Here is an 18,556-nt window from a genome sequence, read left to right as displayed (position 1 = left end):
TTCATCAAATCCTATTAATTCTCCAACAACAGGATAATCAAAGCATAAAACAGGGGCGCATTGAAGATCAGACTATCGATACGATCCAATAAACCACCATGCCCAGGAATCAATGTTCCAGTATCTTTTACTCCTGTCTTTCTTTTCAGATAGGAAAAAAGGACATCTCCCCAGAATCCCAAAATACCGAAAAACAAACCGAACAACGAAAAGTATAGAAAATTCTGAAATGGCAGTAAAAAATAACCCAATAAATTACTCAATATAATTGTTAAGCTGATACCGCCCACACATCCCGCAATTGTCTTATTTGGACTAATACGCGGAACGATTTTACGTTTGCCAAAAAACTTACCCATCAGGTATTGAAAGACATCATTCAGTTCCGTTAGCACAACAATATATCCGATTAATTTTAGTCCTAGGAACGCGTTGCCATCCACTTTAATGGATCGGATAAAAGCTAAATGGCTAAATGCAAGCAAACAAGCTACCGCGCCCAAAAACAGCCCAAATACAGCTCCCTTCTTAACCTTTAAACCATATTTAAAAAACAAAGCAGTCCCCAAACACAAGAAGCTAGCCAACAATAGATATGCTCGATAGGAACAAAAGTATAGGAGCAACGCTTGCAACAATGCCATGCAAAGAAACACCAATGGATGCGTCTTACATTCAGGGATAAACATACGAGCAAACTCGCGCATCCCCTGAAAGGTTATCCAGGCCACAAACAAGGGTGATAGTGTCGCTGGAACGAAGGCAACCGCCAACACCAAGACAATATACCCCCAGCTTCTAACACGAACAGGAACATCTGCGAATTTGCCGTTGGCATCAGCCATGTGCCAAAGCCTTTCTCAATCGAGTTACCGAACTCAAAAGTAAGAGTAAGCACAAAACACCAAAAATATAACCTGAAACAGTAACCATTGAAATATGCAATAATGCTAAAATTCCATATACCCCCAACAGCAAAGCACGATCACTTTTACCCATCGGCCCATCGTAACGACGATCATTGGCAATCACCTTCCCGATCAATCCACAAAATTCATTCACAACACTTAATACAATAAAAGCGACGATCAGATATATGCTTTCCGGATGAAACTTCAGCAAAGGAAAAAATAGCACGACATCCGAAACAATATCTCCGACTTCGTTCAAGACTTCGCCCGTCTTGCTAGTCTGATTAAAAAGTCGTGCCATCATGCCATCCAAGGCATTCAAAGCCATTCGTAATAACAATCCGATTGGCAGGGCCAAAAAGAAAATCGGGAAACGATCAGCATACCAAAACAGTAAAGCAATGATCAAAGACAATACAATAGATCCGATCGTAATCTGGTTTGCCGTTACCTTTTTTCGATGCAAAAAGTTCAAGATCGGCATCAGCAACTGCTGAAATTTTGGTTTTAATTTATAAACAGAAATCATCTCGCGCTAGCTGTAATTTATTTTTTCATTTTTTTAAAAAAAAAATTTGCATAGTGTAATATATACACTATATTTGTGTCATCATAATTTAGGTTTATAATTGGTTATTTAAGGTTTTCATTCTCCCCGTTTGGAAACCTTTTTTTTTGCCCTAAATTATGGATTACCATCGTCCACCGGCACCACCACCGCCAGAAGATCCGCCGCCAAAACTTCCACCGCCACCACTACTACTAGATCCTCCGCCAGAGCTACTCGATGTTGAGCGCACTTTAACTGGAGTCGAGTGTTCACCATGAGATACCCGATGTCCACAATTCTTACATAAGTCAAAGCGTTCCTCCAATCCCTGCGAACTATAAGTTGCTGCACGTATTGTCTTGGTACGCCCAGTCTCAAAAGTTCTATAATGACATGCAGGACATTCACTGAACCCAACATTCTCGTCCCAGGGAACCAGCTTTGTTTCATTGTTCGCCTGATCTATCCAGATTTCGTACGAACGGCTACCAATTTTTTCCTCCAAAAGCTGCCCCTTATCCAGGTACGCACTTTCACGGGTAGATACATCATCCTTATTCAGACGCAACCAGCGACCAGATTGATCTGGCGGCATCAATCGAAGTTGATTCTTCCGAATGCGGTTGTTTAATCCAATGAGATCAAATAGAGCCAATGGACTCAGTAATAGCGGAACCAAACCCCAGACACGAAATTTACGCAGAGCCTTTTGAATATTTTCCTCATCCTGATAGGAATTAACAATTTGCGTGCGGCTTGCATTGTATTTCATAGCCAGGGTAATACTACCAAAAACAACTATAAAATAAGGTAGATTTTTCCACTGATAGACCTCCTCAAAATTATTGAGGGCAAATGCACAGATAAATACCGAGATAAACATTAATATCCCCATACATCCGCATCCACTGACTAAAGGCGGAAAATATTTACTTTTTTTGGTCAACTTTCCTTTGATCGCTCGCGTCACCTCGCCCAACCAGATATAACAGATCGCAAATAAACCTAAAACCAACAGTGAATTTCGCAGGATAGGACTTTTAAAGCTCCAGACCGGCGTTGCCTCTGGCATCAAGCGTTCCAGCTCGGCCTTACTATCCGGTGAGGTAAGTATTGTCTTAATAAATTCTGCGGCCTCCGTAACACCGCGGTCGTAATCTTCATTCCTAAAATTGGGTACGAGATATTTTTCGCCAATACGTTTTAAATAGGCATCGGGCAAAATACTTTCCATACCATACCCTGTAATAAAACGGTATTCATGTCGGTCTTTAGCAATAAACAACAAAAGCCCATTGTTACTTTCCCTCTTACCGATACCCCAGGTATTGAATAATTTTAAAGCAAATTCGAAATCACTGTCGCCAACATAATCATTCACAACAACGATTGCAAATTCACCTTTTGTAGCAGCCTCAATCTGTGTCGATAAGCCATCTAATTCGGCCACTGTACCCGAGGATAGAATCCCATCAGGATTGGAGACAAAATAATCCTGTCCCTGTAATTTGGGGCTTGGCAAATTGTCGACGGTATAGGCGATAAATTGCCCGAAAGCTGACAGCGCGGGGAGGCAGCTTCCTACCCAAATCAATAAAAAAATATAAAAACGATGTAATCTCTGCATAGTTTTAGAACAACAAAATTTGGCTCATTGTCACGATATTAAGAAAAAAAAATCAAACAAAGGTTTTCATCAAAAAAAAGCCCATAATCAACCGATTATGGGCCTATATAATTCAATATTCGTTTAAGACGCTCTGTCCTATTCATGTATCCTAGCAATATGAAACTTTCCCATTCGCTGTCAATGACCAAGCCAGTGTAAAATCAAGACACCGATCAATCCAATAACAGAAACGAGCGTTTCCATCACCGTCCATGAGCGAAACGTATCCTTCATGCTCACTCCAAAATAAGATTTAAACATCCAAAACCCCGGATCGTTGACGTGTGAGAACATAAGACTACCCGCTCCCGTCGCTAGCACCATTAATTCAGGCGTAACCTCTCCTGCCTGCACAATGGGAAGCATAATGCCCGCTGCCGTGAGCCCAGCAACACTAGCCGAACCGATAACTAGGCGAATGATACCGGCTATTAACCAGGCAAGCACAAGAGGCGACAAGTTAAGGTCTGCGGTTAGGTCAGCGATGTAGTTCGCTACACCACTATCTACCAAAATTTGCTTGAAAGCGCCTGATGCTGCAATGATAAAAAGGATCATCATTATCCCGCGGATTGCTTCTTCCACACTTGCTGACTGCTCCCGCAAACTTTTGCCTTGGCGGATACCCATTGTGTACATCGCCATTAGCGATGCAATCATTAAAGCCACCACCGGGTCACCCAAGAAACGTAGTGCCTTCAGCCAAGAGGAGCCTTCTGGAAATATTAGATGGGAAAATGAACCAAAAGCAATTAAAATTATTGGAAAAAGCCCCGTAAATATACTAATTGCAAATCCGGGAAGCTCTTTTCGATCTGCTTGATTGTGTTCAGGAAAAAACTCCGTGGGTGGGTTGGTCGGAATACGCTTAAGCATCCTGCCAAAGAGCGGTCCACCGATAATTATGGCAGGAATTGCCACAATAATGCCATACACCATTGTTAAACCTATATCCGCTTTGTAGGTAAGCGCTATGGCCGTAGCTCCCGGATGTGGAGGCAAATAACCGTGTGTCACGGACAGCGCTGCCAGCAACGGAATAGCGACGTAAAGCAAGGGCATTTTATTGGAAGCACATACCATGAAAACGAATGGTACTAAGACGATAAAACCGACATTGTAGAATAAGGGAATTCCTACTAAAAAGCCCGTGAGAACCATTGCCCAAGGTAAGTTCTTTTTGCCAAATACAGCCGTTAGTACCGTTGTAATCTTTTCTGCAGCACCACCCTCCGCCATCAATTTCCCCAGTAGAGACCCGAAAGCCAACAATAGTGCCAACTGGCCCATAGTGGTACTCACTCCAGTTTCAACAGATTTAAGGATATCGACGGCACTCATATTCATCGCAAAACCGACCGCAACAGAGGTTATCAGTAATGAAAAGATCGTGTTTAACCTGACGACAGTGACTAAAAGAAGTAGTAAAGCTACTCCTAAAATAACGATGATTAGAGGCATAATAATTTATATCTAGTTAAAACTCACCTTCCAATATATGGTACAGGTGTTCAAATTTCTGGAAGTTTTTAATATATACAGCGTGATGCTCCGCACTCGGTTTATAACAGTGCTCGGTATCTTGCTTTTCTTCCGTTTGTTTGTTTTTTATAGTAGGCTCACCTCCCTGTATACCCAATGCTTCCAAGCCTATCAATGCTGCTCCCCAAGCAGAGCTTTCTACTGTATTTTTGGTAAATACAGGTTTATTGAAAATGTCTGCAAGCATCTGCACCAACAACGATGAACGTGCTAAGCCGCCGCTTGCAAAAATCGTATGAATGGGACCGGTATTCTCCTCTAATGCGAGTCCTACACTGTAAATTGCAAACAACATCCCTTCCATCATGGCACGTGCAAAGTGCGCCCTGCCATGATGCAACTGTATTCCAAAATAAACGCCTTTTGCATTGGAATTCCAATGTGGTGCCCGTTCGCCAGTTAGATAGGGCAAGAATATCAAGCCCTCTGCCCCTGGAACGACGGAGTCGACCAAAGCATTTAACGCCGCAGAAGGATCTCCATCTGCTTCCATTTGGGTAAATTCGCACAAAAAGTTGTCTCGAAACCAGTTGCGTAATACACCGCCATTGTTAACCGCACCACCAATTATATATTCATTTGGTCTAAGTAGATATGTAAATAGTCTTTGTTTTTTTTCTTGATTTGCCTGCGAACTTGCTACGCGAATAGCCCCACTGGTACCGACTGTTACCGAAGCCACTCCAGGACTTATAGCCCCTACCCCGAGATTAGCCAAACAACCATCGCTACCACCTATAACAAAAGGTGTATCTTCAGGGATGTGCATCAAGGCCGCAATTTCTCGGCTAGGCATATTTAAAATATAATCGACCGGAACTGGAGATGCTAGTTGCTCTTCCGATATACCCGCCAAGCTTAACGCCTGATCAGACCATGTTAGGTGATGTATGTCGAAAAGCCCTGTTGCAGATGCGATGGAATGATCGACCATGTAAACTCCAAAGAGCCGGTAAAAAAGAAATTCTTTGATACCGATAAACTTGTGCGACTGAGCAAATAATTTTTGATCGTTGGACTTTATCCACATTAATTTGCAAAGCAAAGACATGGGATGTATTGGTGTACCAGTCTGCTGATAAAGTAGCCTGCCCGTCTCACTTGCCTCCAAGGCAACCGCAATATTCTCGCTTCTGCGATCTGCCCATATTATGCAATTGCTAAGTGGCTGTCCCGCCGAGTCAACAGCGATCAGTCCGTGCATAGCACTGCTCACCGAAATACATACGGGTTTCGGTATCTCAGCACTAGATTGCCTTAAGCTAATCATTACATACCGAATAGACTCAATACATGCAGCATAAACAATCTCCGGATCTTGCTCGTACCAGCCTTCAGACGGGTTTAATATAGGATAAGGTACACTATACTGGGATAAGATGTTCCCTTCGTAGTCAAATGCAACAGCTTTCGCAGATGATGTCCCAATGTCTAATCCAATGATCATAAATAAAATTGATGTTTAGGAAAGCTCAATATACGGATTATCTGTTGGTTTACAACAAAAGGCTCAATACCAGCAGACTAATTGGAACGAGAAAAGCGCCGCATACCGATCTGCTGATAATTGTCTTTCATAGTATCAACAAAAATGGTAAATTTCAACTTAGAAAAACGGTATTAAACGATGAGTATAGATAAAAAGAATAACTACGATTTTGGAATAGTTGGACTCGGCGTAATGGGGCGTAATTTATTGCTGAACATCGCCGACAACGGTTTCGCAGTAGCAGGACTAGACCTAGATCCACAGAAAGCGGAGTCATTGGAAGCTGAAGCAAGCGAAGGACATCGCATCAAAGTGACGACCCAAGTAGAAGAGTTTATCGGGGCTTTGCAACAACCCAGAGCAATTATGCTATTGGTGCCAGCCGGAAAGCCGGTTGATATGGCAATTGCCAGTCTTGTTCCGCTTTTGAATAAAGGAGATATCATCATCGACGGCGGAAACACGTACTTCGCGGATACAGACAGAAGGTTTAATGAGCTTTCCGTTATGGGTATACATTTCTTCGGAATGGGCATATCGGGAGGAGAAAGTGGCGCTCGTCGCGGGCCAAGCTTGATGCCCGGTGGCGATAGAAAGGCATACGAAAGACTAAGGCCAATATTTGAGGCCGTTTCGGCCAAGGTAATCGGCGAACCCTGTGTAGAATTTTTAGGCAACGGGTCGGCCGGAAATTATGTAAAGATGGTGCATAACGGTATCGAATATGGTATCATGCAGTTAATTGCAGAGACCTATGATCTGATGAAAAGATTATATGGTTTTGACACCCAAACCATACAGCAGACCTTCGAAGAATGGAACAAGGGCGAACTAAACTCATTCTTGCTTGAGATTACCGCTCAGATTCTAAAGAAAAAAGAAGGTGACCAGTATCTGGTGGACCTGATTTCAGATTGGGCAAGATCAAAAGGAACGGGTAAATGGACTTCGCAAAATGCAATGGATCTACAGGTGCCAGTGCCAGTGATTGATGCAGCGGTCAATATGCGCGATATGTCCAAATACAAACCTGAACGTTTGGAGGCGGCAAAATTACTTCAATGGGATGGACAAGCGGTTGATCTCCCCGCAGCAACACTCATTTCTCGCTTAAAAAATGCATTGTACTTTGTGATCATCACGACCTATGCGCAAGGTTTGGCACAGCTTACTGTTGCATCGGAAAGCTATAGCTATGAGTTAGATTTACAGGTGGTAACCAAAGTCTGGCGAGGCGGCTGCATTATTCGCGCGGCTTTGCTCGAGGATTTTAGAAAAGCCTATGCAGCTAATCCTGACTTGCGCAATATCCTACTCGATAGCACCATTGCACAAAAGTTGCTCAGCACGCAGGCCAGCCTTCGCGAGGTATTGAAAGATGCTATCGCAAATGGGATACCCGTATCCGGATACGTAAACGCACTCTCTTATTTTGATGCCTATCGATCGGAAAAATTACCTACAAATATTATACAAGCGCAACGAGACTATTTTGGTGCACATACCTATGAACGTATTGATCGGGAAGGTATCTTTCACACACTTTGGGATTAAGAAAAAAAGCCTGAAGATTCGATTAATCTTAATTTAAAACGCAAAAAAGCGGCTTTTATATAAAAAAGCCGCTTTTTATAACTGAGCCCCCTACCGGGTTTTATACTACGTTTATTTAGATGCTAACGTTCAATATCCTTCAAGCTACTCATCTTCTTGTATTCCAAGAAACCTTTAATATCTTCAAAATGCTCCCTTACGCGTTTATTTCCGAATTCAAAGACTTTCTCTGCCAAACCATCCAAAAAGTCACGGTCGTGTGAAACAAGGATCAGCGTACCATCGAAATCTTTCAAAGCATCTTTGATAATGTCCTTTGTCTTCATGTCCAAATGGTTTGTCGGCTCATCGAGAATCAATACATTTACCGGTTCCAACAACAATTTTATCATCGCCAGACGTGTTCTTTCTCCTCCGGACAATACTTTCACCTTTTTAGTTGTATCATCGCCACTAAACATAAAGGCTCCTAAAAGATCTTTCATTTTAACTCGCACTTCACCTACAGCGATTTGATCAATGGTATCAAAAACGGTCATCTCTCCATCAAGCAACGCGGCCTGATTTTGTGCAAAGTAGCCAATTTTTGCATTGTGCCCTACTTTCAGCGTGCCTTCGAAATCGATTTCCCCCATAATTGCTTTGATCATAGTCGATTTACCCTCACCGTTCTTCCCGACAAAAGCGACCTTTTCACCACGTTCGATGACCATATTTGCTTTTTGAAATACGACGTGTTCATCATAAACCTTGGTTAGATCCTCAACGATAACAGGATATTGACCCGAGCGCGGGGATGGTGGGAATTTAAGACGCAGTGCGGAAGTATCTACCTCGTCGATCTCAATGATTTCCAATTTCTCCAGCATTTTTACCCGTGATTGCACCTGCAATGTTTTAGAATAGGTACCTCTGAAACGATCAATAAACTCCTGATTGTCCGCAATAAAGCGTTGCTGCTCTTCATACGCTTTTAGCTGATGCTGGCGACGTTCCTGACGTAATTCCAAGTAATGACTATACTTGGCACGATAATCATAAATCCTTCCCATCGTCACCTCGATGGTCCGATTGGTGATATTGTCGACAAATGCCCTGTCGTGCGAAATAACGATAACTGCTTTAGCCGAATTGACCAAGAAATCTTCCAGCCATTGGATACTCTCGATATCCATGTGGTTGGTTGGCTCATCCAATAAAATCAAATCGGGCTTTTTCAATAATATTTTAGCTAATTCGATACGCATCCGCCAACCACCGGAAAACTCAGAAGTCTGTCTTGTAAAATCCGAACGCTCAAAACCGAGCCCTTTCAGGACCTTTTCAACTTCTGCATCATAGTTAACTTCCTCAATCGAATAGAACTTTTCACTTAATTCGGATACACGTTCGATCAATTGCATATAATCGTCAGACTCATAGTCTGTACGGATATTTAATTGCTCATTCAGGTTTTCCAACTCATCACGCATACCATAGACTTCTTCGAAAGCCTTTGATGTTTCTTCAAAAACAGTCACGTTATCCTCTGTTAACAAATGTTGCGGTAAATAGGCTATAATGGCATCTTTCGGACCAGCAACATTACCTGTAGTAGGTTTACCCACTCCAGCGATAATTTTCAGTAAGGTGGATTTACCGGCACCATTTTTACCCATCAATGCGATCTTATCATTCTCATTGATGGAGAAAGATACATCTGAAAAAAGAGTTGTTCCCCCAAAGGAAACAGAAATATTATTTACGTCAATCACTGTATATACACTTAATTTTGGCACAAAGATAAGCGAATCAATCTTATAAATAGACAATGGTGCATTTTTGTGTATCTTTGCCCCATGCGTTTTGATATTATTACGGTCTTACCTGACCTCTTGGAAAGTCCATTTGCACACTCTATTTTGCAACGAGCAAAGAACAAAGGCTTGGCTGAAATATATGTCCACAATTTAAGAGACTATTCAACAAATAAACACAAAAGTGTCGATGATTATCCGTACGGGGGCGGATCGGGCATGGTCCTTCAAATAGAACCCTTTGCCAAGTGTATAGAGCAATTGCAAGCTGAACGGGAATACGATGAGATCATTTACATGACTCCCGACGGTGAAACATTCAATCAGGATATTGCGAATGGATTATCTACAAAAGGAAATATGATGATTCTCTGTGGGCATTACAAGGGAATAGATCAACGTATCCGTGATATTTATGTAACAAAAGAGATCTCAGTCGGTGATTATGTACTGTCCGGAGGTGAGCTTCCAGCGGCGATTGTTACAGATGCTGTTATCCGTCTGATTCCCGGAGTTTTGTCAGATGAGACATCCGCGCTTTCAGATTCTTTTCAGGATGGATTACTAGATGCGCCTATCTATACACGCCCTGCAGACTGGAAAGGCCACAAAGTACCTGATATTCTCCTTAGTGGTCATGAGGCAAAAATCGCCGCATGGAAAGATGAACAACAGTTAAAAAGAACGCAAGAAAGACGTCCTGATTTATTAAATGATTAAGAAATAAGGTGAATTTTTGTTTTTTTGTCACAAAAAGTTTGCTTATTTATTTTTTTTTATAAATTTGTGTAATAATGACACGAAGATATACAAATACAAATTGGTGGTGGCCTGAAGCAATAAGCATCGGGAACTAATTGGTATTGTCATAATATTTCATAATCAACCAAAACCATTTATGGAAATTCCAACCCCGATGCTGACCAGTATCGGGGTTTTTTTATGCATAGTTTACAACAAGAAGATAAGACACAAAAAATGAAGTATACATTCAAAACACAAACCAGAAAGTTGCTTGCGGATACAACTACACCAGTGAGCATCTATCTTCGCCTAAGAGATATCTTTCCAAACTCATTGTTACTGGAAAGCTCCGACTACCATAGTCGCGACAACAACATAAGTTACATCTGTTGTCAACCAATTGCCGGAATCCAGCTCGATGAGAAAGAGCTGACGCTCACTTATCCGGGTAGAGAACGTATCGTAAAAAATGCGCACGAAATCGAATTACGTCAAGAAGTTTCCGATTTTAGAAATTCCTTCGAAGATCATACAATTGCTGAACTTAACTTGATCTCCAATGGCCTATTTGGTTACTTCACCTTCGATTGTATTGAACACTTTGAGGACATCAAACTAACAACAACGGTAGATCCGGCACGGAAAATACCGTTTATGCAATATCATGTTTACAAATATGTCATTGCCATCGACCACTTCCGTAATCAACTCTATATTTTTGAACATCTGCTGGATGACGAAGAATCAGAACTTGAAAGAATGCAGTTCCTTATTCAGAACAAAAACTTTCCTGAATATACCTTCAAACTAGCTGGCGAGGAAAGCTCCAATCGTACCGATGAAGAACACCGTCAGTTGGTTAAGAAGATGAAAGAGCATATCCAACGTGGTGATGTATTCCAGATCGTTCCATCCAGAGGCTTTAAGACACCGTTCTCCGGTGATGAATTCAATGTCTATCGTGCGCTCCGCTCCATCAACCCTTCGCCCTATCTTTTCTATTTTGATTATGGTGACTTTAAACTTTTCGGATCATCGCCTGAGGCTCAATTGCGTATTCACGGGAAACAAGCGACAATTTTCCCTATTGCAGGAACATTCAAACGGACAGGCAACATGGATGAAGATCAAAAGATAGCCACCAAGCTCAAAGAAGACCCAAAAGAGACTTCAGAACATGTTATGCTCGTCGATCTTGCCCGCAATGACTTAAGTAGACATTGCACCCAAGTTAAAGTTGAGTCCTACATGGAACCACAATATTACTCGCATATTATCCACTTGGTCTCCAAAGTAACGGGCACATTAAAAGATAATATCAACCCATTTGACATCGTAGGTGATACATATCCAGCGGGTACGCTTTCAGGAGCTCCAAAACATATGGCGTTGACATTGATTGATCGTTATGAAGGATTACAACGCTCATTTTATTCGGGTGCAATCGGATTCATGGGTTTTAACGGAGACTTTAATCATGCCATTATGATTCGTTCCTTCCTAAGTAAGCAAAACACCTTACATTATCAGGCCGGCGGCGGTATCGTATTAGATTCAGACCCCGAAATGGAGCTACAAGAAGTAAATAACAAAATTGCTGCGCTACGAAAAGCATTACAATTAGCAGAAACATTATGATCAGACCATTGGAATACTGTGTCAACAAGCAACATATCCATGATTCGGTAGACACCATTGACAACCGCATCGTTGAGCTATTGGCATTACGAAAAACCTATATCGGCAAAGGCAAGTCCTTCGAGGATGAGCAAAACGAAGAGCAGAATGTCATTCGGAACCTGGACAGTAATTATGTCGTACTGGCAAAAAGATTTCATTTGCCAATCGAATTTATTCAGTCCATATTCCAGGAAATTGAAAATTATATTAATCAAGATTTTATAGCAAAAGGTTATGAGCAACAATAAAATAGTCGTTATAGACAACTACGATTCGTTCACCTACAACTTGGTCCATTTGTTACAGGAATTAGATCAAGAATATGTTGTATGGAGAAATGATAAATTTAAACTGGAAGATATTGATGCTTTCGATAAAATACTTCTTTCGCCGGGCCCAGGTATTCCAGAAGAAGCTGGATTATTACTTGATGTTATCCGTACCTACGCTCCACATAAAAGTATATTGGGTATTTGCTTAGGCCAACAGGCTATTGCAGAAGTCTTTGGTGGTACACTATTCAATATGGAAAAACCTTTGCATGGCGTAGCAACAAATATTACTGTTGTTGATGAGTCAGAGAAATTGTTTCGGGACTTCCCAAAAGATTCCAAAATTGGACGCTACCATTCTTGGGCTGTAAACAAAGACAGCCTACCAGCTAGCCTCAAGGTAACGGCGATCGACGAGAATGGCATCATTATGGCCTTAACCCATACCGAATACGATGTAAGGGGTATGCAGTTCCACCCAGAGTCGGTATTGACCACAAATGGTAAAAAATTAATTGAAAACTGGTTGGAAATCTAACATCTAAAAAAATGACTATACTTGATAAAATCATTGAACGAAAAAAAATAGAAGTAGAAAAAGCAAAAGCTTTAGTTCCTTTTGAGGAACTATTAAACTATCCCTATTTCAGTATGGCTTGTCTATCGTTGAGAGAATCTATTCTTGATCCTGAAAAAACAGGAATTATAGCGGAATACAAAAGAGCATCGCCATCAAAAGGAGACATCAATAGTACTTCAGCAGTGGAAGATGTTGTAAAGGCATACGAGGAGGCAGGTGCTTCGGCAGTCTCAGTTCTTACTGATAGCGAATTTTTCAAAGGCAATTTAGAAGATCTATCGAAAGCACGCGAGGCTATTAGCATTCCTATCTTAAGAAAAGAATTCATCGTGGATAAATATCAGATCATCGAAGCGAAAGCTTATGGAGCAGATATCATCCTCTTAATTGCAGCATGTCTGAAAAAGGAGGAAATACAGGAATTTGCAGCCTATGCACACCAATTGGGTTTAAATGTTTTACTTGAGGTGCACAATGAACAGGAACTGTTGGATAATCTTTTCGATGACATTGACGCCATTGGTGTCAATAATAGAAACCTTAAAGATTTTTCAGTCGACATTCAGCATTCTTATGATCTCCTGAACAAAATACCAACAGAATATATTAAAGTATCTGAGAGCGGTATATCTGATCCTTCGACAATTAAAGCCTTAAAAAAAGCCGGATTCCAGGGATTTTTAATTGGTGAAAATTTCATGAAGACAGCCGATCCTGGACAAGCTATCAAAGACTTTGTAAAAGAAATATAAAAAGTTATTTAAAATCAATCTAAATAAGATTATATTTGCCAAGGTATAAGCTAAGGTCAGTGTATTTTGGAAACGGATTTTTTTATTATAGATCGAGAGAGTTTTGAGCAAATATATCTTCGTCATTGGGAAGGTATGTTTGCTTTCTGTCTTAGTAATATCCAAGATGAAGAGCATGCAAAAGAAATCGTTCAAGATGTTTTCAAATCACTTTGGGAAAGACGAAATGAGCTTCGACTGAAAGAAGTGGAACGTTATCTGATCCGCTCGGTAAAACTCAAAGCTTTTGAATACATTCGCAACAAGGTCTCCCGTCAACAACACCTAAGCAATATTTCAAATACCAGCGAATCCCACTATACGGACAATACGTTGATTGCTGAGGAACTCGCAAACAAAATTTCCCACCTGGTCAACACACTGCCTAACCAATGTCGAAAAGTATTTCGGATGAGCAGGGAACAGGGACTTACCAACAAGCAAATTGCCCAGGAACTGGTGATCTCTGAAAGAGCTGTAGAATACCATATTTCGCGGGCACTTAAAACATTAAAAACAGAATTAACAGAATATATATCCTAAATTTAGCTATACAAAAGAAATCCTGTACTTTTGTCAGGAAGTATATCATATGAAAATAGACCATAAACTCATAGAGAAATATCATTTAGGCCAATGCTCTCCCGCAGAACAACTTCTTGTGGAGGAATGGTTATTGGATGACACCCTCGAGTCGGAGCCCTTGTCTATTTCCATCACTAAAAAAACAAAATTAGAAACGGATATCTGGGCCGAGCTGAGCAGCCATATTGATCAGTCCGAAGTCCCAACAATAGTTCCTCCCAGAAAATACAACTTTAAATATATTGGAATAGCAGCCAGTATTGTACTTTTACTCTGTTTTGGTTTTTATCAATTCAGTAAGGATGCCGAAAACACTGCCGCCATCTTTGATAACAAAACAAGTGCTGGACTGAAGTATATTAACCAGAATACTTATAATATCGTCCTCGGTAAAAATGCACGGGCTGAGATCAATACGGATACTGGGGAATTCAAAACTTCAGGCAATATGATGTTCATTCCCAAAAAAAACTTTGCATTTAGCTTTTCTGGAACAGATAAAAAGAAGGAACTCAAACATGGAGAAACATATTTTGTATTAAAACCACAAAAAAATGGCAAGCAGGTAATAATCTCCAAATCGGAACTTACCTTTTTAGCCCCTACCATCCAACACGAACTGAAAATACAATTTAATATCATCTAAATAAGAAGAACTTCAATTAGTCCATACACTTATGCTATCCAACCGCTTCACGCTATTCTTATCCTTGTTATTACTCCATTTAGTAATAAGCTGCAGAACGGAAGATGGGGGCAGAAATATCGACGGGAAGTACAGTCTCTATACGATGAATAAAGATCTCGGAAACACCATCATCACCTCAAATACCGTTGATAATGGAAATCTGACCATTTCAAAAAATGGCATCGACATTCCGACACAACAATTCGACCGAAGCATCATCGTTAAGGACAAGCATTTTTATTTTCTAAGAGCGGGAAAATTCAGAAAATATACACTTGAATCAAATGGATTAAAGGAAATTGCACAGTTGGCTATGCAAGATCAGCATGTTGAAAATATAAACTGGCTTGATCGAGATACATTACTCCTATTTACTTCGGACAACAAAACAAACCGTCGGCTATGGGTCTATAAAATTACGGTCAACGATTTCAAAATCAATCAACAGCAAGAAGTAAAACTACCTTCAGCCTCAGCAGACTTTAAGATTCTTTCTGTCGGCTTTGGTACCATACATCAACAACGGTTATTGATCGGTTATACCTTTAATAAAGTGATTAATGAGACTGACTTTACCACAATAGATACAATGTATATTGCGACACTGGATAAGACGACTTTACAATTAGAAAATATACAAAAAGATACTCGTTCCTCTTACCCCGGAGGAGTAAATACGGTTCAATCTTATAGCTTCCACGACGAAAATGGCAATTTCTATTTTATGTCCTGCCCAGGTATAGCACTAGGCAACAGCCCATCAAAACCTACCGCAATTTTTAGAATTGACAGCAATTCCACCCACGTCACCCCTACCTATTTTCTCAATCTAACAGCCAAAACACACAATCATGCTTATGGCATGTGGTATTTGGGCAACAATCAGGCTATCGTCCGAAGTGAACGTAAAGATCGCTACACCGACTTTAGCGATCATCATTCCACCTTTCAATTTGAGTACTATCTCATTGATCTTATCAGTCAAACTACGACAAAATTAAACCTACCTTTCGACAAGGGGACACGCAAAGAATCCGTTCTCGTCGAAAATGGGAAAGCCTATATCACAATAGATGATGCAAAGGATCAGCATCAAGTCTGGATCTATGATATCAAATCAAAAAATATTCAGGTTGGTCTTACCCTAGATCAAGCGACCGATTTTATTGTCAGAATAGACCGACTACATTAAATTTCTAACTGATATTCAGTACATTAAAAAATAATAATTTTTATTTACTTTTTTGACCTTCGGTAGATTTAGAGTTACGCAACTTCTCTATGTGTAATTAATCTAAATAAAGTAATGTCAAAATTTAAAGTAGTATGGTTATTCTTTTTTCTAATCATATCATTTCCTTCACATTCCCAACAACTAGCCGAAGTCAAAGGTAGTGTTACCAATACATCAAACGAGCCTATTCATGGGGCAACAATTGTCCTATCAGGTACAAATAAAGGAGCCAAAGCAGACAAAAATGGTTTTTTCAAAATAAACGGAATTCCTTTCGGTAATCATCAGGTTACAATTTCCGCTGTCGGATATCAGACTATAAATCGGTCAGTAACCTGCAGTAAAAATGTTATTGATCTATCCGGAATACAAATGACCCCAGATCAAAAAATCATGGCGGAAGTTGAAGTTATAGGTCGATCCACGACAAGTGAGGTAACACGACAACCCTACAACGTCTCTGCAATAGATGCAAAAAAACTGTATAATACGACTTTAGATATCGGCCAGGCACTTAATAGAGTCTCGGGCGTACGCTTGAGAGAGTCCGGTGGTGTCGGATCAAATATGTCTTTTAGTATTAATGGATTCTCCGGCAATCAGGTCAAGTTATTTTTGGATGGTATTCCGATGGACAATTTTGGTTCATCCTTTCAATTGAATAATATCCCGATCAATTTTGCCGAGCGTGTGGAAGTGTATAAAGGTGTTGTTCCGGTATGGCTGGGTGGCGATGCTTTAGGTGGTGCTGTGAATATTGTCACCAAAAATGACCCTGGTAAGTACCTTGATGCTTCTTATTCTTATGGTTCCTTCAATACACATAAAACTGCGGTAAACGCGGGATACATCTCGAATAACGGATTAACGATGACCTTATCGGCCTTCCAAAACTATTCGGACAACAATTACTGGGTGAATGTGCGGACGGCTGATTTTGAAACCGGAAAATATACCAAAGGAAGAAGAAGGCGTTTCCACGACGCCTACCGAAATGAAACAATGGTTTATAATATCGGAGTCTCCAACAAGAAATATGCAGATCAGCTACTTTTTGGAATAACACTGGGTGAAAATAAAAAAGAAATCCAGACCGGAAACCACATGGACGATGTTTATGGAGGCCGGGAAGCTTTGGGAAATATCATCCAACCCAGTGTAAAATACATCAAAAAAGATCTATTTGTAAAGGGACTAGATGTCAACATATTTGGTCGATACAATCTTGGTAAAGAACGCAGCCTGGATACAGTGAATAGAAGATTTACCTGGTCTGGAGAAAGTGAACCCAAAGACAAAAAGAACCCTAATGCTCCCGGAGGTGAAAACGAACTACGCGACTATCGTTTCAACAATAACAATGGCAACTTCATTGCCAACCTCTCTTATGCGATCAATGAAAAACACCATTTTATGGTCAATCACCTATTGACAACTTTTGACCGCAAAGGAAAAGATAAATATTACCCCGATCTCGAAATCAATAAGTTGCCACGAAAAACTACAAAAAATATTACTGCATTAGGTTATCGTACCAACATAGCCGATCAATGGGATTTAAATGTATTTGTAAAAAATTACAATCAAAAAGGTAAGTACTTTGAAGAAGTCAAGAAAAATGAAATCTACAAAAATGTAGAAACGACGGTCAATAAATTAGGCTATGGCTTTGCGGCTTCCTACTTTGTCAATCCAACCCTACAATTGAAAGCTTCCTATGAGAAAGCTTCCAGATTACCTGAAAACAACGAATTATTTGGCGATGCTCAAGACCTGAGCGCAAATCCAACACTTAAACCAGAGAATAGCCATAACATCAATATCGGCCTCTCCTACACAAAAAAATGGAATGAGCATAATCATATCATCATAGATGCTAACTATACCTATAGAAATGCAACTGATTTTATAAGACTCTACATCAGCCCATTAAGCTCAAACAACAAAAGAGAGAGTAAATACCTCAATTTAAGGAGTGTACTCAATAATGGAGTAGATCTTAATCTAAAATATTTCTATAAAAATCAATTTTCAATCGGTGGTAATCTAACCTACCAAAATATAATCAATAATACGAAGTATGAACCCGGTCAACTCGTAGAAAGCAGTGTTTACAGGGATCGCATGCCCAATATTCCATATTTATACGGGAATGCAGATGCTGCCTATTATTTACACCACTTCGGAGGTAAACATAATACATTGACGATCGGTTACAACCTTCAATATATCCATGCGTTCTTTTTGGATTTTCCAAGTTTGGGTACACCAGCACAGCGTTTCATTATTCCCGAACAGCTATCTCACGATGTCAACATTGTCTATGCAATGGCTTCGGGAAAATACAATGTTGCGCTGGAATGTAATAACCTAACTGACGCAACACGATACGACAACTTTGAGATGCAGAAACCAAGTCGGTCTTTCAATGTCAAATTCAGATACTTTATCCGTAAAAAATAACACACAAT

General features: G+C 40.3%; 16 protein-coding genes. 10 read left to right on the top strand and 6 right to left on the bottom strand.

Annotation, left to right across the window (positions count from 1 at the left end; all coding sequences use genetic code 11):
- Positions 1-14 precede the first annotated feature (14 nt).
- The 5 genes from A9970_RS19955 to A9970_RS19935 form a co-directional block, all read right to left on the bottom strand.
- Entirely contained in the window at positions 15-845 is an 831-nt protein-coding gene (locus A9970_RS19955; RefSeq protein ID WP_182983460.1) for a phosphatidate cytidylyltransferase, read from the bottom strand.
- The gene (locus tag A9970_RS19950) at positions 838-1,440 is read right to left on the bottom strand and encodes a CDP-alcohol phosphatidyltransferase family protein (RefSeq protein ID WP_075990835.1); all 603 of its coding nucleotides are present in this window, start codon (positions 1,438-1,440) and stop codon (positions 838-840) included. The genes A9970_RS19955 and A9970_RS19950 overlap by 8 nt, the downstream gene beginning before the upstream one ends.
- A 163-nt stretch (positions 1,441-1,603) precedes the next feature.
- Positions 1,604-3,088, bottom strand: a complete 1,485-nt coding sequence (locus tag A9970_RS19945; RefSeq protein ID WP_182983459.1) for a YgcG family protein — start codon at positions 3,086-3,088, stop codon at positions 1,604-1,606.
- Between the two features lie 180 nt (positions 3,089-3,268).
- Positions 3,269-4,591, bottom strand: coding sequence for a gluconate:H+ symporter (locus A9970_RS19940; RefSeq protein ID WP_182983458.1), 1,323 nt, complete (start codon positions 4,589-4,591; stop codon positions 3,269-3,271).
- Between the two features lie 16 nt (positions 4,592-4,607).
- Entirely contained in the window at positions 4,608-6,119 is a 1,512-nt protein-coding gene (locus tag A9970_RS19935; RefSeq protein ID WP_182983457.1) for a gluconokinase, read from the bottom strand.
- A gap of 180 nt (positions 6,120-6,299) precedes the next feature.
- On the opposite strand from A9970_RS19935, the gene gndA reads away from it, so the two are divergent.
- Positions 6,300-7,715, top strand: a complete 1,416-nt coding sequence (gene gndA, locus A9970_RS19930) for an NADP-dependent phosphogluconate dehydrogenase (protein ID WP_182983456.1) — start codon at positions 6,300-6,302, stop codon at positions 7,713-7,715.
- A 122-nt stretch (positions 7,716-7,837) separates the two neighbouring features.
- On the opposite strand, the gene A9970_RS19925 is transcribed toward gndA, so the two are convergent.
- Positions 7,838-9,469: an ABC-F family ATP-binding cassette domain-containing protein gene (locus A9970_RS19925; RefSeq protein WP_075994613.1), complete on the bottom strand. Its 1,632-nt coding sequence runs from the start codon at positions 9,467-9,469 to the stop codon at positions 7,838-7,840.
- Positions 9,470-9,553: 84 nt separating this feature from the next.
- Between A9970_RS19925 and trmD the strand changes: the two genes are divergently transcribed.
- The 9 genes from trmD (at position 9,554) to A9970_RS19880 (ending at position 18,548) form a co-directional block, all read left to right on the top strand.
- The gene (trmD, locus tag A9970_RS19920) at positions 9,554-10,231 is read left to right on the top strand and encodes a tRNA (guanosine(37)-N1)-methyltransferase TrmD (protein WP_088160046.1); all 678 of its coding nucleotides are present in this window, start codon (positions 9,554-9,556) and stop codon (positions 10,229-10,231) included.
- A gap of 258 nt (positions 10,232-10,489) precedes the next feature.
- Positions 10,490-11,893, top strand: a complete 1,404-nt coding sequence (locus A9970_RS19915; RefSeq protein ID WP_182983455.1) for an anthranilate synthase component I family protein — start codon at positions 10,490-10,492, stop codon at positions 11,891-11,893.
- Entirely contained in the window at positions 11,890-12,183 is a 294-nt protein-coding gene (locus A9970_RS19910) for a chorismate mutase (RefSeq protein WP_182983454.1), read from the top strand. The genes A9970_RS19915 and A9970_RS19910 overlap by 4 nt, the downstream gene beginning before the upstream one ends.
- Positions 12,170-12,745 carry an aminodeoxychorismate/anthranilate synthase component II gene (locus tag A9970_RS19905; protein ID WP_182983453.1) on the top strand — a complete coding sequence of 192 codons (576 nt, stop codon included), beginning with the start codon at positions 12,170-12,172 and terminating at the stop codon, positions 12,743-12,745. The genes A9970_RS19910 and A9970_RS19905 overlap by 14 nt, the downstream gene beginning before the upstream one ends.
- Before the next feature lie 11 nt (positions 12,746-12,756).
- Positions 12,757-13,539, top strand: coding sequence for an indole-3-glycerol phosphate synthase TrpC (trpC, locus tag A9970_RS19900; RefSeq protein ID WP_182983452.1), 783 nt, complete (start codon positions 12,757-12,759; stop codon positions 13,537-13,539).
- Between the two features lie 66 nt (positions 13,540-13,605).
- On the top strand, positions 13,606-14,121 hold the full coding sequence (locus A9970_RS19895) for an RNA polymerase sigma-70 factor (RefSeq protein WP_259655445.1): 516 nt from the start codon (positions 13,606-13,608) through the stop codon (positions 14,119-14,121).
- Between the two features lie 49 nt (positions 14,122-14,170).
- Positions 14,171-14,809 carry a hypothetical protein gene (locus A9970_RS19890; protein WP_182983451.1) on the top strand — a complete coding sequence of 213 codons (639 nt, stop codon included), beginning with the start codon at positions 14,171-14,173 and terminating at the stop codon, positions 14,807-14,809.
- A 31-nt stretch (positions 14,810-14,840) separates the two neighbouring features.
- Positions 14,841-16,043, top strand: a complete 1,203-nt coding sequence (locus tag A9970_RS19885; protein WP_182983450.1) for a DUF4374 domain-containing protein — start codon at positions 14,841-14,843, stop codon at positions 16,041-16,043.
- Positions 16,044-16,157: 114 nt separating this feature from the next.
- A complete protein-coding gene (locus A9970_RS19880; RefSeq protein ID WP_182983449.1) occupies positions 16,158-18,548 on the top strand; it encodes a TonB-dependent receptor in 2,391 nt (796 codons plus the stop codon).
- The last annotated feature ends 8 nt before the right edge of the window (positions 18,549-18,556 follow it).

Origin of the sequence: Sphingobacterium sp. UME9 (assembly GCF_014170215.1) — a bacterium.
GTDB lineage: Bacteria > Bacteroidota > Bacteroidia > Sphingobacteriales > Sphingobacteriaceae > Sphingobacterium > Sphingobacterium paramultivorum.
Note: the sequence above shows the minus strand (reverse complement) of the source record. Positions and strands in the feature narration are given on the sequence as shown.